Source organism: Pseudomonas sp. ATCC 43928, assembly GCF_005938665.2.
Classification (GTDB): Bacteria; Pseudomonadota; Gammaproteobacteria; order Pseudomonadales; family Pseudomonadaceae; genus Aquipseudomonas.
The window spans coordinates 4,061,017-4,075,001 of record NZ_CP041753.1; the positions used below are offsets into that span (position 1 = coordinate 4,061,017).

15 protein-coding genes are annotated in these 13,985 nt (G+C 55.3%); 2 read left to right on the top strand and 13 right to left on the bottom strand.

What is annotated here, in order from left to right; genetic code table 11:
• Positions 1 to 3 precede the first annotated feature (3 nt).
• Positions 4 to 915, bottom strand: a complete 912-nt coding sequence (locus FFH90_RS18520) for a LysR family transcriptional regulator (protein ID WP_018930232.1) — start codon at positions 913 to 915, stop codon at positions 4 to 6.
• A 386-nt stretch (positions 916 to 1,301) separates the two neighbouring features.
• Here FFH90_RS18520 and FFH90_RS18525 point away from each other — a divergent pair, with 386 nt between their 5' ends.
• Complete coding sequence (locus FFH90_RS18525; protein WP_064618452.1) at positions 1,302 to 1,499, top strand: PLDc N-terminal domain-containing protein; 198 nt, start codon at positions 1,302 to 1,304, stop codon at positions 1,497 to 1,499.
• Positions 1,500 to 1,708: 209 nt separating this feature from the next.
• Here FFH90_RS18525 and FFH90_RS18530 read toward each other — a convergent pair whose 3' ends face one another.
• The 4 genes from FFH90_RS18530 to FFH90_RS18545 all read right to left on the bottom strand — a co-directional run bounded on the left by FFH90_RS18530 (position 1,709) and on the right by FFH90_RS18545 (position 6,060).
• Positions 1,709 to 1,912 carry a hypothetical protein gene (locus FFH90_RS18530; RefSeq protein WP_064618454.1) on the bottom strand — a complete coding sequence of 68 codons (204 nt, stop codon included), beginning with the start codon at positions 1,910 to 1,912 and terminating at the stop codon, positions 1,709 to 1,711.
• Between the two features lie 279 nt (positions 1,913 to 2,191).
• Positions 2,192 to 3,574 carry a J domain-containing protein gene (locus FFH90_RS18535; protein ID WP_138867807.1) on the bottom strand — a complete coding sequence of 461 codons (1,383 nt, stop codon included), beginning with the start codon at positions 3,572 to 3,574 and terminating at the stop codon, positions 2,192 to 2,194.
• Between the two features lie 6 nt (positions 3,575 to 3,580).
• Positions 3,581 to 5,272, bottom strand: a complete 1,692-nt coding sequence (locus tag FFH90_RS18540; protein WP_086946171.1) for an Hsp70 family protein — start codon at positions 5,270 to 5,272, stop codon at positions 3,581 to 3,583.
• Between the two features lie 365 nt (positions 5,273 to 5,637).
• The gene (locus tag FFH90_RS18545; RefSeq protein WP_138867808.1) at positions 5,638 to 6,060 is read right to left on the bottom strand and encodes an HD domain-containing protein; all 423 of its coding nucleotides are present in this window, start codon (positions 6,058 to 6,060) and stop codon (positions 5,638 to 5,640) included.
• Between the two features lie 506 nt (positions 6,061 to 6,566).
• Here FFH90_RS18545 and FFH90_RS18550 point away from each other — a divergent pair.
• On the top strand, positions 6,567 to 6,860 hold the full coding sequence (locus FFH90_RS18550) for a fructose-bisphosphate aldolase (protein WP_138867809.1): 294 nt from the start codon (positions 6,567 to 6,569) through the stop codon (positions 6,858 to 6,860).
• A 72-nt stretch (positions 6,861 to 6,932) separates the two neighbouring features.
• Here FFH90_RS18550 and FFH90_RS18555 read toward each other — a convergent pair whose 3' ends face one another.
• The 8 genes from FFH90_RS18555 to FFH90_RS18595 all read right to left on the bottom strand — a co-directional run bounded on the left by FFH90_RS18555 (position 6,933) and on the right by FFH90_RS18595 (position 13,738).
• Positions 6,933 to 8,693 (bottom strand): L-tyrosine/L-tryptophan isonitrile synthase family protein, encoded by a 1,761-nt coding sequence (locus tag FFH90_RS18555; protein WP_138867810.1) that lies wholly within the window; start codon positions 8,691 to 8,693, stop codon positions 6,933 to 6,935.
• Between the two features lie 27 nt (positions 8,694 to 8,720).
• The gene (locus tag FFH90_RS18560; protein ID WP_138867811.1) at positions 8,721 to 9,437 is read right to left on the bottom strand and encodes an HAD family hydrolase; all 717 of its coding nucleotides are present in this window, start codon (positions 9,435 to 9,437) and stop codon (positions 8,721 to 8,723) included.
• On the bottom strand, positions 9,437 to 10,432 hold the full coding sequence (locus FFH90_RS18565) for an isocyanide synthase family protein (RefSeq protein WP_064618466.1): 996 nt from the start codon (positions 10,430 to 10,432) through the stop codon (positions 9,437 to 9,439). The genes FFH90_RS18560 and FFH90_RS18565 overlap by 1 nt, the downstream gene beginning before the upstream one ends.
• A 677-nt stretch (positions 10,433 to 11,109) precedes the next feature.
• Positions 11,110 to 11,532 carry a hypothetical protein gene (locus FFH90_RS18575; protein ID WP_172901179.1) on the bottom strand — a complete coding sequence of 141 codons (423 nt, stop codon included), beginning with the start codon at positions 11,530 to 11,532 and terminating at the stop codon, positions 11,110 to 11,112.
• On the bottom strand, positions 11,505 to 12,191 hold the full coding sequence (locus FFH90_RS18580; RefSeq protein WP_082920874.1) for a transposase: 687 nt from the start codon (positions 12,189 to 12,191) through the stop codon (positions 11,505 to 11,507). Before FFH90_RS18580 ends, FFH90_RS18575 begins: the two co-directional genes overlap by 28 nt.
• Positions 12,192 to 12,327: 136 nt before the next feature.
• A complete protein-coding gene (locus FFH90_RS18585; protein WP_105345757.1) occupies positions 12,328 to 12,696 on the bottom strand; it encodes a hypothetical protein in 369 nt (122 codons plus the stop codon).
• Between the two features lie 2 nt (positions 12,697 to 12,698).
• Positions 12,699 to 12,863, bottom strand: coding sequence for a deaminase domain-containing protein (locus FFH90_RS30750; protein ID WP_138867983.1), 165 nt, complete (start codon positions 12,861 to 12,863; stop codon positions 12,699 to 12,701).
• Positions 12,864 to 13,153: 290 nt separating this feature from the next.
• The gene (locus FFH90_RS18595; RefSeq protein ID WP_138867812.1) at positions 13,154 to 13,738 is read right to left on the bottom strand and encodes a hypothetical protein; all 585 of its coding nucleotides are present in this window, start codon (positions 13,736 to 13,738) and stop codon (positions 13,154 to 13,156) included.
• Between the last annotated feature and the right edge of the window lie 247 nt (positions 13,739 to 13,985).

A 13,985-nucleotide genomic window follows, 5' to 3' on the forward strand; every position in this document is an offset into this window, starting at 1 on the left:
CGCTCAGGTATACAGTCGGGCCAGTTCTTCCTGGCAGTAATCCACGAACAGCTGTACCGGTTTGGTCAGCTGCGACCTTCTCAACCATGCCGCCGACAGACCCGAACCGGTCACGGTCTCGGCCAGCGGTATGCACACGACTTTCTGCCCGTCATAGGTGTATTCGGAAAACGGTTTGGTGACCAGAATCGAAAAGCCAAAACCGCGCCCGACCATCCCTCGCACCATCTCGATCGAAGGTGAGCTGAACACGATGTGTGGCGTCAGTCCGCGCTCTTCAAAGATGCTCACGAAGTAGGTCCGGCTCGGCACCACGTCCAGCAATATCATCGGCTCCAGCACCAGGTCATTCAGCGACACTTTCGCCTGTTGCGCGAAGCGGTGATCCGCCGGCAACAAGGCGTAGGGCTGTTGCGGCGGCATCAGCGGCACTGTCTCAATCGTGCTGTCCAGATCGTGTTCGAACAGCATCGCCAGGTCGATGCTGCCGGCGGTCAGTGCCTGCACCAGCTCCTGCTGTTCGCCATCGCGAATGCGGATCTCCACACCTGGCCAACGCTCCTTGAAACCAGCGATCAAACGCGGCAGGTACAGCGGCGCCACCGTTTCAAAACAGCCAATATCGATCTGCCCCGCGACCACGTCGTTGTCCGCCAGCGCATTCTGTTCAAACTCATGGGCGACCCGCAGCAGCTCCAGCGCCTTGCGATAAAACCGCGACCCGCTCGGCGTCAGCGAAACACCCTGGGCGTGATGCCGGATAAACAGCTGCACGCCAAAACTTTCTTCAAGGTGCTTGATCGCCGTCGACACCGACGGCTGCGCGATATAAAGCTTGCGCGAAGCCTCCGCTACGCTGCCGCAGTCGGCGGTGGTGACGAAATATCGAAGCTGTCGCAGGTTGTAAGCGGCCATGGGGACCTCCAGACACAACACATCAAAATCAAAAGATCGCAGGCTCCTACAGGAGTCAGTCAATGCACAACTCTGTGGCGAGGGGGCTTGCCCCCTCACCACAGGTTATTCGCCAGGCTCGGCAAAACCAGGCATTACGGAGTCTCCGAGAACGCTAAGGATCAAGGCTGAACATACCCGACACACCCAAACCACGGGCATATATTTTTTAAGGTCTAAAGCAACAAACTTACTAATTTATCTATCCCCGAAATCGGCATTCCACAAATGATCCAGAGCCGCGCCCAGTTCGGCTCACTCGGCGGCCATTCCCCCACTCCCCCCGAAATTTAATGAACCCCGCCCATCACCACTCACCTAACTGAATGACTATCAGGAGGTGACTCATGCAAATCGAAACGATCTGGATCGTGCTCGCGGCAGTGCTTTTGCTGATCGAGTTGTGGGCGATCAACAGGGTACGTAAAGCCGAGGGCAAATCGAGCAACAAACTGGTGTGGATCGTGGTGATCGTGTTTGTGCCGCTGTTCGGGCTGATAGGGTGGGCCATGGCGGGACCGAAACACATTGCGCAGAACCCGTAGTCACCGCAGGCCAGACAATAACGCCGGATAGCGTGCGGTAGCGATCTGAGAACTGCGCATACCCAAACGACAAAGCCCCGAATAATCGGGGCTTTGTCGTTTCTACCTGGAATACCCAATCCATCATCCAGAGTGTTCACCCGCAGCATGACTGCATCAGCATCACTCCGAAGTGGCCCAAGAAGCGGTTTGGCCTGGATGAGTCAGCCTCACTCTGCTCGCGACTGTGTGAGCGACCACATCCAGATGCTCAATACCACGAGCAATATCAAGGCGAGCACGCTTGGCCACAGGGGCATGGGATACCCATTAACGAGAACCTCGGGGCGAATAATCAGGCGCCCCAGTTGCGCCAAGGCCATCAGTGCGTAGACGGTACCGGCCACTCGCAATCCAATGATCCGGGATTTCATGCTGTTCTCCTCGACCTGACTATGAACGTAACAGGCGAGCAAAAGCGCTATTTTTTTGCCGGCCCAGTGTGTGAAGCCGTGAAGGGGCGGCCAGCCTTGGCGCGCTCCTCTCCTGCGCTCGGAAACCACTATCCAACCCTGGCCTTCACCAGAGGGAAAAGGGGACGAATTTATTTTCCAACCATCGCACGAACCAAACAAATAAATCCGCCCCTGAGGGATCTGTCCCCACTCATTTCCTTCTCTTCATCCACAGCCCAGTAAATTGCGTGTTGTCCGCTAAACAACAGTTTTCATACGGAAATAGACTGTAGCCGCCATCACGGCCACTGCAATCACGACAACGAGGCCTTCGCGTTGCAGCATGTGCCAAGGCAGTTGCCCGGCCTTCAGTTTAAGTGCTCGTAGTGCCCGAGCCCACATCGAGACCCTACCGCCGCTCAGGGCCACATTTGTGAAGTAAATCGTACCGAGGAACACCACCACCGGGCTTACCCATCGCAGCCACAGGACACCACCGGACCATGCGCACGCCAGGGCTGCGGGCACTGCACTGGGGAGTATGTGGCGGAGCAACAAGAGCCCAGCGCCTTGTCGGTACCAACGGCGCGGGAGTAACAATCGGCTAAGCAACACATCCAACGGCCCCGCTACCACGGCTACCATGGCCCAAACGTGGTAAACCTTCATGCCCATCCAGATCAATACCGGCATTATCAGTGGCATGATGACCATGCCGAACGCTTCTTTCTTCGTAGGCCCGGTAAGCACCGAAGCCATAAGAACAGCACACAGCGCCATCCATAGGAAAAGGTAAACCCCTCGATAGTTTGTGGCCGGCAACCAATCCCGCCAGTTGTCGAGTGGTTGCAGCCCAAGACGCTGGGGCACTTCGGGGTATTGATATTCAATGGCTTGGGCGAGCTCTGCAAAGCGTTGCCAGTCGAGGTTGCTAAAGCAGTCGGCCATTTCACGCCGGCGGCGGTCAGTCATGGGTTTGAACAGCATGGCGGCTGCCTGCCCATGGATTTTATCGGCGTCGAATCTGGCCAGATCACCGCGTAGGGTCTCTGCAAAAGCTTGCGCCTCGCACCGCCGGATCAGTCTGTCCCAGCGCCAGTACTCGCACGGCAGATCGCCTTGGGTTTCGTTCCAACCCATGACCTGACACACACCATCGAAAAAGGCTGGCGACCATTTTTCGGCGGACTCGAGCCAATCCAATATGCTTTGCTCGAACTGCTGGCGGCGCTCGAAGGGCAATAGCCAGTCGCTCGCCAGCCAAAGGCACAGCGCTTCCCGCACTTGGCGCTCTTTACCCTCGGCCAACCACTGCTGCATCTGTTCCAGGGACGGTTCCGGAGGACTGATGGCGGTTGGAATGTCGACGCTATCCTGAGGGATTACCCACGTAGGGGCTTGCGCGGGCGGATGGTATTCCGGGGTTGATGCGCTTGCGGTTAACGGGGAATAAACGTCTTCCTCATCAATCTGCGCGCGCCAGCGGGACTCGGCCAGCGAAGCTTCATAGGCTTCCCGAAGGCGCTGGAACTGATTGGGGTTTTCGTCTGGGCGGTGGATTTTCAGCAGCCGCGCATAGGCGCGTTTGATGCTGCGTTCGTCCGCGTCCGGGGTAAGGTCCAGCACTTTCCAATGGCTCATGGTGACTCAACCCTCCCGCTCGAAATGGGCAAGACGCTGGGTAATGTCGCCACGGGCTTCGCGTATCAGGCGTTCATCCTGGGTGTCGAGCATTTGCTGAAAATGGTTCGCCAGCCCGGCAATACGTTCCCGGCCATCGCCCAGGCTTTCCTGATACAAGCGGTCCAGTCGGGCCAGCAGCAAGGTATTGATCTGCTGGTCGCGCGGGTGCACTTTCAGTGCTTCGAGGGCCGCCAACCGTTGGGCGATTTCTTCAGGAGCCAATACCCCGGGGTTGTTCTCGATGACCAGCCGATGGGTTTCGTCATTGATTGGCAAATGCACCTGGGCTTCGAGCAAACCGTTATTGTCGTAGGTGAAGCGTATGTCCAGCGTTACCTCACCGGCTTTGCGCGGTGGTACGGGGATTTCCAGTTCACCCAGGAAAATATTGTTGGCCACCAACCGGCTTTCGCCTTGGTAGATACCTAGCCTGACTACTTTCTGGTTATCACTGAGGGTGGACACGTTACGGGAGCGGCTCACCGGCACCACTGTATTGCGCTCGATAATTGGCAAGTAGTGGCCGCTTTGGTAACCGGCGCCTAGCTGCACCGAGGTCTCGATTCCCAAGGTATAGGGGCATACGTCGGTAAGTACCACTTCTTCGAGGGAGGCATGGCGCGCCTGTAGCGCCGCCTGGATAGCCGCCCCCTGCGCCACCACCTCATCCGGGTTGAGCTGCATCGCCGGGATTCGCCCGAACAGGGCCGCGACCAGCTTTCGCACCAACGGCATGCGCGTGGTGCCGCCCACCAATAATATTTCGTTCAGGTCAGCCACCTTGATCCGGGCGTCGCGCAACGCGCGCTCGATCGGGGCTCGCAGGCGGTCCAGCAGAGGCCGGACGATGTCCGCCAGGTCGCTCTGGGTCAGTTCAAGACTCCATTCACGCGTTTGCTCGCGAAGGATAAAGCTCGTGACTTGCGCCTGCCCCAAGGCATGACGAACCCGTTGTGCCTCACGCCGCAACCGCTGTGCTATGGCAGGGTGGGCCGTGTCTGGCAGGTCAGCGGCACCGATTTTGGCGATGAAATGCTCCACGAGCCGGTCATCGAAATCTTCACCCCCAAGGAAATTGTCCCCCGCGCTGGCGCGCACTTCCATGACGCCTTCGAACAGCTCGAGGATGGACACGTCAAAGGTGCCCCCCCCAAGGTCGAACACCAGAAAGGTCGCTTCGTTTCGCTGTTGCAGGCCATAGGCCAAGGCTGCAGCGGTGGGTTCGTTGATCAGCCTTTCAATTTTCAGCCCGGCCAGTTCGCCGGCAATACGCGTGGCCTTGCGCTGGGCATCACTGAAATACGCGGGCACGCTGATCACTGCTTCGTGAACGGGCCCGCCTAAGGCGCGCTCGGCGTCGGCCTTGAGACTACGCAGTAGCATCGCCGAGAGTTCTTCCGCTCGATAGGCGCGCCCGCCCAGCTGCGTTTCACGGGCGCTCCCCATATAGCGCTTGAACAGAGATGTGGTGAGGTGGGGGTGGGTGTGCAGCCGTTCGCAGGCAATATCCCCGGCGATCAGTTGGCCGTGGTCGTCGAGGCCAACGACGCTGGGTGTAAGGAGGTTGCCCAACGCATTGGGGAGTAGCCGGGCATGTTCGCCATCCCAGGCAGCCACAAGGCTGTTGGTGGTGCCCAGGTCGATACCAATGATCACAGTCACTTTTCCTTAAATGAGGCGGCCGGCCAGCAGAGGACCTTGGTCGTAGGCTCAGTCATTATTGATGTAGGCGCGATTTGCGGATTCGTAGTCGGAGTTATCGGCAGTGCTGATGGTGGCTTTAACCCGCCCGCTTTGCCTTTGCCGGGTCCGACATTAAGTCGCCTTTCGAGCTCATCCTGGAAGTTTCAGCAATAAAATCACTAATTAACGCCGGACGGCGTGCGGTAACGATCTGAGAACTGTGCATACCCAAGCAACAAAGCCCCGAATAATCGGGGCTTTGTTGTTCCTGGCGGGTACACCCTCCGTAAATCCCGGAATGGTCGGCACTCGCGCCGGCGACGCGTTGGCAACACCCGCTACGAACGCAACACCCCTATCGCCCGCCGATACTTCTCAACGCGCTCCAGATCGTCCCAGGACGGCTGCGCAATCCGCGACAAGTCGCTGTTCTCTTCCAGATCAGCCAGCTTCACCACCCGCCCGATCGGGTTCTTCGCCGCGCGCTCGACGAACGCCTCGTAGGACTCGCCCGGCACCTTGGTCACCGACGCAATCGCCGTCAGCACCGCTTCACTGAAGCCTTCCTTGCGCAGATCGTCAAGGCTGACGCCGCAGTCCTCGACCACGTCATGCAGTACCGCGACGATGCGCTCTTCCAGCGTGTTCACCCGCAGCATGACTTTCAGCGGATGCAGGATGTAAGGCGCCCCGCCCTTGTCCACCTGCCCTTCATGCGCCGCGGCGGCGATGGCAATGGCGCGTTCCAGTGACTGACTCATGGGATTCTCCTCGGGTTAAATGCCGTAACGACGCGGCCATGATTTTGAAGTCTGCAAAATATGTAGGAATCTGCCCTTTGTGGCGAGGGAGCTTGCTCCCGCTGGGCTGCGAAGCAACCCCAAACCCTGATAGCCCGTTTCCTCAGACACACCACACCACCCGGCTTTACTGCGTTTGCGCCATAGAGTGGGGGAAAACCACTTTGCGAAATGACCGTCCGAGCGTCCTACACTCCGGTTGCGGCTACCAAAATCGCTGCCTAGAGTGGGGCTGTCGCTGACATCAGTTGGCGATAGGGTTTCGCAGCCCTTAAGATTGACACCTTGTTCCGTCAGGCACGGCCGACTCCCGGCTGCGTATCATTTTATGGCGGTTGTGCGTGGGAGACCTTCGGGTCTGCCGGGTCCTGGTGTTAATCCTCCGGTCTGCGAACCCGCGCATAGCTGCCACCCATTTTGTTTCGCAGCAGAACGGTGGCAATTCTACTTTTATTAGGATTAACACCATGACGACGCAAAACCCGCTCCGCCACTACAGCCCAATGTCCCACTTCGCCACCGACCACCCCGTCCTCCTCATCGACGCCGACGCTCCGATACGCGAACTCCACAGTTGCCTCAGCGAACGCCTCAACGCCGTCCTCAAATACCTCAACCTCATGGCCTGCACCAGCCTCCCCGACTATGCCGAACACGACATCAACACCGTCACCAACATCGCGCGGATCCTGGTCCAGGATGTGAGCGATGTGTTTCGGGTGATTGAGCAGCGTGGGTTTGATACGCCCAAGGGTCAGTGACTTAATTTCAGTCGTAGAAAAACCGCATTACTGCGGTTTTTCTGCTTCCTGCTCCGACTCTGACAACAACAATCAGTAAACCTGCACCCGCCACAACTCCCGCGACGAAGAACCCGCCGACATCGGCAGCCGCCCGTGCAGCGTCCGATAGTTATCGATCAGCACCAAATCCCCCTCACTCCATTGATGAGCAATCAGACACTCCGGGTCATAAACCAGCGCATTGACCTGTTCCAGCAACGCCTGCTGAGCCTGCTCGTCATGGTCCTGCACCGACTGGCTCAAGGTCTGCAATGTCGAGTCGGTGCCCTCTTGGTAGCGCAGGATGAGCTCGCCGCTGCGGGGGTGGTGATCCACCAGGCTGTACATGCGCGGCGAGCCGCCGAAATAGGTCATTTTGGTGTAGTAGGTGATGTTCACACCCTGCCATTGTCGGGCGACTTGCTGCCCGACTTTGCGCAGTACGTTGCGGCTGTCGACGATGGTGGTCTGGCCCTCGCCCGGCAGCGGCGCGGTCTTGCAATACAACATGAATTTGCTGGCGCAGAATTTCGGGTTGCGTTGAACTTGCGCATCGCTGTCGGGCAGCATGTTCAGGTCCCAGTGCAACGGAGTTTTTTCCAGCGAGTGCACCACGCCTTGGGGTTTGTCCGCAGGCTTGACCACGTGGACGGCACCGAAGGCCCATTCGTAGAGCGTGCCGAAGCGTTCGCAGCTGCGAGCAAAGCTATCCTGGTCGTCGAAGCGGCAGCCCTTGAGACAGACGAAACCGAAGGTTTCCACCAGGGCTTCCAGCAGGCCGGTGGACAGTCGTTCGAACCCCAGCCCCAACGGGTCTCGCACCACCAGGCCAAACAGCGGAAGTTTTTGCAGTTCGTACTCGAAGCCTTGGGCCTGCGGGTTTTCTGTTTGATGGTAGAGCCATGGCCGCCCCTCATAGGTGACCAGCACATGGTGGTCGAGGTCGACCTGGGCGCGGGCGCGAAGGGTTTGGCCGCCATCCAAGTTGCACACCGGCACGGCATGCCAAGGGCTGTCCGCGCGGGTCAGCCCTTCGGCCAGGCCGAAGGTGAATTTGGGGCCGGCATTGTTGTATTGATGGACCGACAAGCGAATGTCATCGCCAAAGAAACGGTCCACCGCCGCGTTCAATGCGTGCCCGCGATACATCATTTGGTAGGCTTTGAAGTTGATTTGTTGCAGGTACTCGTCCTCGCTCTGCCCTTCTTCGCGGCACAGACGCAGGTCGTTGTAGAGGTGACTGCAGAGGTTGTCATGCGCCCGGCTGAGGGACTCATCGTCGCGGCTCTGCTCGATCAGGTCACCAAGGTTTTTCCACGGTAGACGGGCCTGCTTGATCAGGCTGGCGCGAACCGACTCGGCACTTTGGGCCTGGGGAAACAGGTCTTCCATGCTGACCCACTCAATCGTGTGGGTGGTGCACAGTTCACGCAACGCCCGGTTGTAAGCGGCGCGAACGTCGTCGGCCACGCCGACGATGTCATTGAAGGTCGTGCCGTCGCTGAGGATCGACACCACGCAGCCCGGTGCGTGCAACGCGGCGATGGCTTGGCCGAGTTGGTCGAGGCGCTCGATGGCCATGACCTCGCCGTAGTCCGGCAGCACGCCGAAGGTCTGGTCGCTGGCGTTTGGCGACTTGCAGGGAAAGCCTGGCAAAACCAGACGCACCGGCAGGCCCTGATCGAAGCAGTGCCCCAATCGAAGCGCCAGGTGTGCCCTGCCTTGTGTGTCGAAACAATCATCCGTGCCTTTGAGCAGATAACCGGCCAGCAAATCGCTGACGGCAGCGATCCAGGCGTCTCTATGTTCCATAGAACAACTTCCTTGAGGGTGTACGTATCAATAGGATTTGATGGTGTCGCCATGCTCGGTGAACGCATGCGCAGCCCCGCAGGCTTGCTGCAAAATGCGCAGCAATTCGGCCGGGTGTTCACAGCACAAGTTCGGGGCCTGGGCCTGCAAGTCAGGTGTCAGGCCATAGCCCCAAGTGACTGCCGCCGAATACATGCCTGCAGCACGGGCCGTTTGCAGATCGATCTCCGTGTCACCGACGAACAAGCAGCGTTGCGGATCAACCGACAACCGCCGGGCGGCTTCCCATGCCACCTCCGGTTGCGGTTTGAGCGACCTGCCTGCGCGATGCCCCAGAATTGGCCCGAAAGCATTCTGCGGCAGCAACGTTCTGGAAACCTGCAACGCCATTTCCTCGGCCTTGTTGGTCACGATAGCCAACGGTAGCTGCAACTGTCGGCAGCCTTCGAGCAATTCCAAGACACCGCTGAATGGACGGGAAAATTGAACCAGGTTGTTTTGGTAGAGCGCTACATAGCGCTGGTGCATGGCGAGCGCATCAGCGACACCAAACTGCGTGGCAACTCGCTCGATCATCGCCGTGGTGCCGCCGCCGATATACCCGCACACTATTTCCGTGGTCAGCGCCGGGCAACCGTGTTCGAGCAGCACTTGGTTCAAGCACCAGGTGATGTCGGGCAAGGTGTCGACCAGAGTCCCGTCCAAATCGAAGAGTACGGCTTCGACCCGTAACCGAGACGTCATCATTGAGCACTGGCGTAGTGACAAGGACGCCCCTTGCGGAACACCAGGCGGTGATAGCGCTCATCGACATTGCTGCGTTTTTCGAGGGTGACCACACCCCGTCGCTTGATGGCCACCGAATGCCAGGGCGTACGCCACAGGTCACTGGTTGGCACCAGTCGAATACCGATCTTCGTCGACACCGCCAGCTGCGGGTGAATCGACAGGCGCAGGCAATGCGGGTAACGCGCCTGCAACAGCGCCCCCCAGGCTTCACTGCGCTGGATCACCCGCTGCGAGGCCGGTTTGGCGACCTTCTTCACCGCGTTGAGGCTCATGCCGGCGAATACTTTCAGTCCCGAGTAATCCTCGGAAAGAAAGCGATGGATGCCGCAGTACATCAACATCATGTGCGGATCATCCTTGAAGCGCTGCTGCAACAAGATCAATGACTGACCGTGCTCAATCATCATCTCTTCACGCATCGCGTCCAGACAATCCAGCTGAGGGTAGGCATCCCGGAGGTCGAAATGGGCGAACGTGCCGGGATAGTGCTGTTCGGCGTAGTCCTGGATAGCGTCGGTGTAGGCCTTAACGTCCGCATCGGGAACATGCACCAAGTCAGAGAACACATAGCCATCGGAGCAGATATGAATCAGCGCGCCCGGTGCGTAGATCTCCTGGATCTCTGTGCACAGGCGGTTTAACTCATCGATAGCATGATGTTCAGCAAGATCGGGCAGATGACTCAGGGTTTTCTTGCGGCTGGGCGATTTGCCGGGAAAGGCTGGCAAGACCATTTCAATCTTGCGACCGCTCTCGACCGCCTGCATGACCTTGGTCAGATGGGGTTCCAGCACCTGCGACGACAGTTCGTGATCCTGCCCCGGGGCGAGGCTACGACGGCGAAACAGGCATTCAAGGATTTGCTCGGCAATGTTCATGTGTGGGGTGTTCTGATGCTCGTGCACCAGCTGACCGCACACCTGTTGAGCAACGGTGTTTGAACCTTGCATAGACAATCCCTTGTGTGGTGAACAACGGCCATCTTTTGGCCATCAGCAGATATCCCTTACCTGCGGGCGGCTAAATTCCTACAAGTTGTGAGGGCTGTCAATCGTGGCAATCCGGAATATTACGGCACCGAAATCATCGAAAAACCCTCACACAGGCTCATGCAACGTCCAGGCTGGCAAGGCCATACTGCGGCCACACAAGTGTGTCTGGTTCTGATTCCATTGCGCTCTTCCTGAAAAATAGATCGGAAGGTGTGAACCTTGTTCAGGATGGGACACCGTCCCCTTTTCTCGTTAGCCTGACAATCTGGTCAGTGCCGGCCACAGTTAGAATCAGCGGGAGGCTCAAAATTGAGTACGTTCGACAATGGACGACTAGATTTCCCGGACGGGACCACCTCATACACACTAAACGCACATATTGCCTGTCCGTTACCCTCAGCGGCGGGCCGATAAACAAGGGAAATCAGGGACAGACCACGTTTAATCGAAAGAGCACTGCCCTGCTCCCAAAAAACGTGGTCTGTCCCCGTTTATTCCCCCGTTTATTCCCCGGGACAGATCTATTTTCTGGGGCGCGCACCACAACCAAATAAATAAATCCGCCCACTTTCTTGTCGCAATATTTATTGAAGATGGGACATAACAAACAATTAGATCCGCCCTCTCTTGCTTTATTAAGCTTTGACTAGAACAAACTCCAAAAACACATCGCTATCTGCGATCGATTCAATAAACAATTTAGCTGCTTCTCTGGATGCTGTCGGAAATTCTCTCCCGGCTACAGCAACCAGAGTGGAAAAGTCAGCAATACAGTCCATATCAGGAACTCTTTTGCCTCCTGCTATTTTAAAGCCTTCAATTCCGAGCACTGCGGCGTCATTTTGCTCGCAAAACCCCAACAGTTTAATCGCATCATCCAAGCTAAATAGAGGCGTGCCCCCCCAGAGCAGGGTCGGCTCCAGCTTAATACCCATCAGTCCGAAATCTTTCATTAAATCAATCCCAAGAGTATAAACGGGTATATAAACGGGTATAAACGGGGACAGACCACGTTTTCCATCTAAAAAATCTAGTGCTTTTTCGGTCTGCCCGGGCATCCCCGCCGAGCTCGTCGCCCAATTATAGCTTCAATTTCGGCTGCAAATCGCGAATCACCAAGTACATAGTTGCCATTGGTGGCAGCCCGAATCTGGTCAACCAATCCTATCTCCAACTCGCTTCTAAAAAGCTCGCGATAGACTTCAGCAGTCGATACATCTGTGTCCCCAAGCGATAGGTACTGAGCATGCGGGGTAATGAGATGCGAAAACTCTGATTGTGCGTTAGCACGATAACTCGACCAACGATATTCCGCAGGATGCGTCACCATTTTGGCTCTGACAGGATTCATCTCAATGTAGCGATAACAGGCCAATACATAACTATCACTTTGAACAAGGCACGAACGGAAGCGTCCTTCCCATAAAGTCCCACTACGTCCATATGTACGATTTATGTATTGCACATATCGTTGCCCTATTCCTTTCATAAGCAAACTGGTACTACTGTGCTCATGAGGGCTAATCAACAAATGGACATGATTAGTCATAAGACACCATGCGTGAATTTCACACGAATTTTTGTTGGCCTGTTCAGCAAGCAGCTCTAAATAAAAAAGGTAATCATCCTCTGAAAAAAAGCAAACTGATCTATTATTTCCTCGTTGAATCAGATGCAAGGGGACACCTGGCATCAAGAGACGTGCTCTGCGTGGCATATGGTGAACCCGTTCACAATTAATGATGCCAATAGCTTAGTCAATTCTATGAAAAACAATCTCCCTATCTATTTCACACTATTTCAGATCGCTAAAGTGCGACACAGAAAAATGTAGTCTGCCCCCATTCTCTCGATCACTTTAAAAAATTTTCTTTCACAAAATCCATCTCTAATTTCATACGCTCCAAATCCTCTCCACCCACCCCAGCTTTTATTAATTCTTGCACAGCACACTTCCCATATATATCAGCTAAAAGCTCCAACATCTCCTGAGCGTACAGGCTATCCTTTGACAACACCAACCCACGACGGGCTCCTTCCATATATATAGCAGTTTGAAGAACCGCATTTATTCCTGGCGAACCATCCTGAAGCAAACTTTCCGTCTCATCTTGGACATATGCAAACGCCTGTTCAGGCCGAAACTTTCGCCCTTCAATAGCATCACTATAAAGTCTTTTTACCAAACAAACCGCATCATAAAAATCAAGATCAGCCTTCACGTTTAATTCTCCACTGTAAACACGTTCAACTGAATTTTCGGGTATCGATCGCGAAACTGTCTAATCACATCAGTACAGCTAGGGCAAACCGACTTCTCCGATATTAGATTTATTTGCCCAACAGCACTCGGATTGTCTCCTAGCCGCTGAGCGACAGTTTCAAGAATTTTGAACTCTGGGAAAACGGGGACAGACCACGATTAAATTGAAGGAGCATTATCCAGCCCCTCGATAAATGTGGTCTGTCCCCGCTTTCGTTCCGCTGGTCAGGCTGGCGGCGGCGCTGCTTTGGGATTTTGAGACGGTCGGTCTCGGCGATTTCCCAGTGACCGTTACGGCGAGAACCGCTGCGGAAGTCACACCCGGCAATCGGGATCAGATTGAAAAACGGGACACCCATTAGCCTTGACTCGAGACCGGCTAATGGGTGTCGCCTTTACGCTTCTTCTTTCCTTCGTTACAAAAACCGAAGTTTCCAATAGTCATTACCTGCCTTTACCCAGTATCGTTCGTTATCAGGAATCAGAAAGCTAAAATCCGCACACTCGGAGATCCAATCTGAATAGGCAAGGTCTTCATGAGCGCGCCCATAATCCAGATGCATATATTTTTTTCGATCAAAATTTATATAAAACTTCGGAAACCGTGAAGAAATTACATTGGCGCGCTTAAAGTCAGCCATACTTAACGCCTCACCCGTTAAATAGTACACCTCAACTTTCTTAAATATATCGCCATCATCCCCAATAAAGTTCTCAAGCTCAAACGAAGACAGGATTTTTTCATTTGAACTCTGTAAATACTGCGGAAAATTATCCGCAGTCATTCTCAGAATACCCCCTCTAAATTCCTTACAAGCAAGATCATACTGCTCTTGGGTAATATCTCCACCCTCGAGGTAGGCACGATAATCTTTCTCCGCATCAAGACAAAAATTGTATTTTTCATCAACAACCCAAAAGCATCTCCCCGAATGAACAAAAAAGCAGACACTTTTTTCGCCATTCCAGAGATCATCAAAAACCGATTGATTCAATGTCATTTCCCGAACTCCTTGAGAAATTCATCTTGGGTATAAACGCGCGCGTTACTCGAGTTTTTTTCGAGCAGCGATTCCCAAACCTTAGGTAACTCCAACGAGTAACCTGGCTGACCCGGATCTACTCTTTTTGGTGCGTCAGGATCTCTTGGAATGCCAGGAACCGGCTTCTGAGGTATCACTCTATCCATAATTTCCTTATGAAGGCCGGCATCAACGTCAATGGGAAAACGGGGACAGACCACGATTA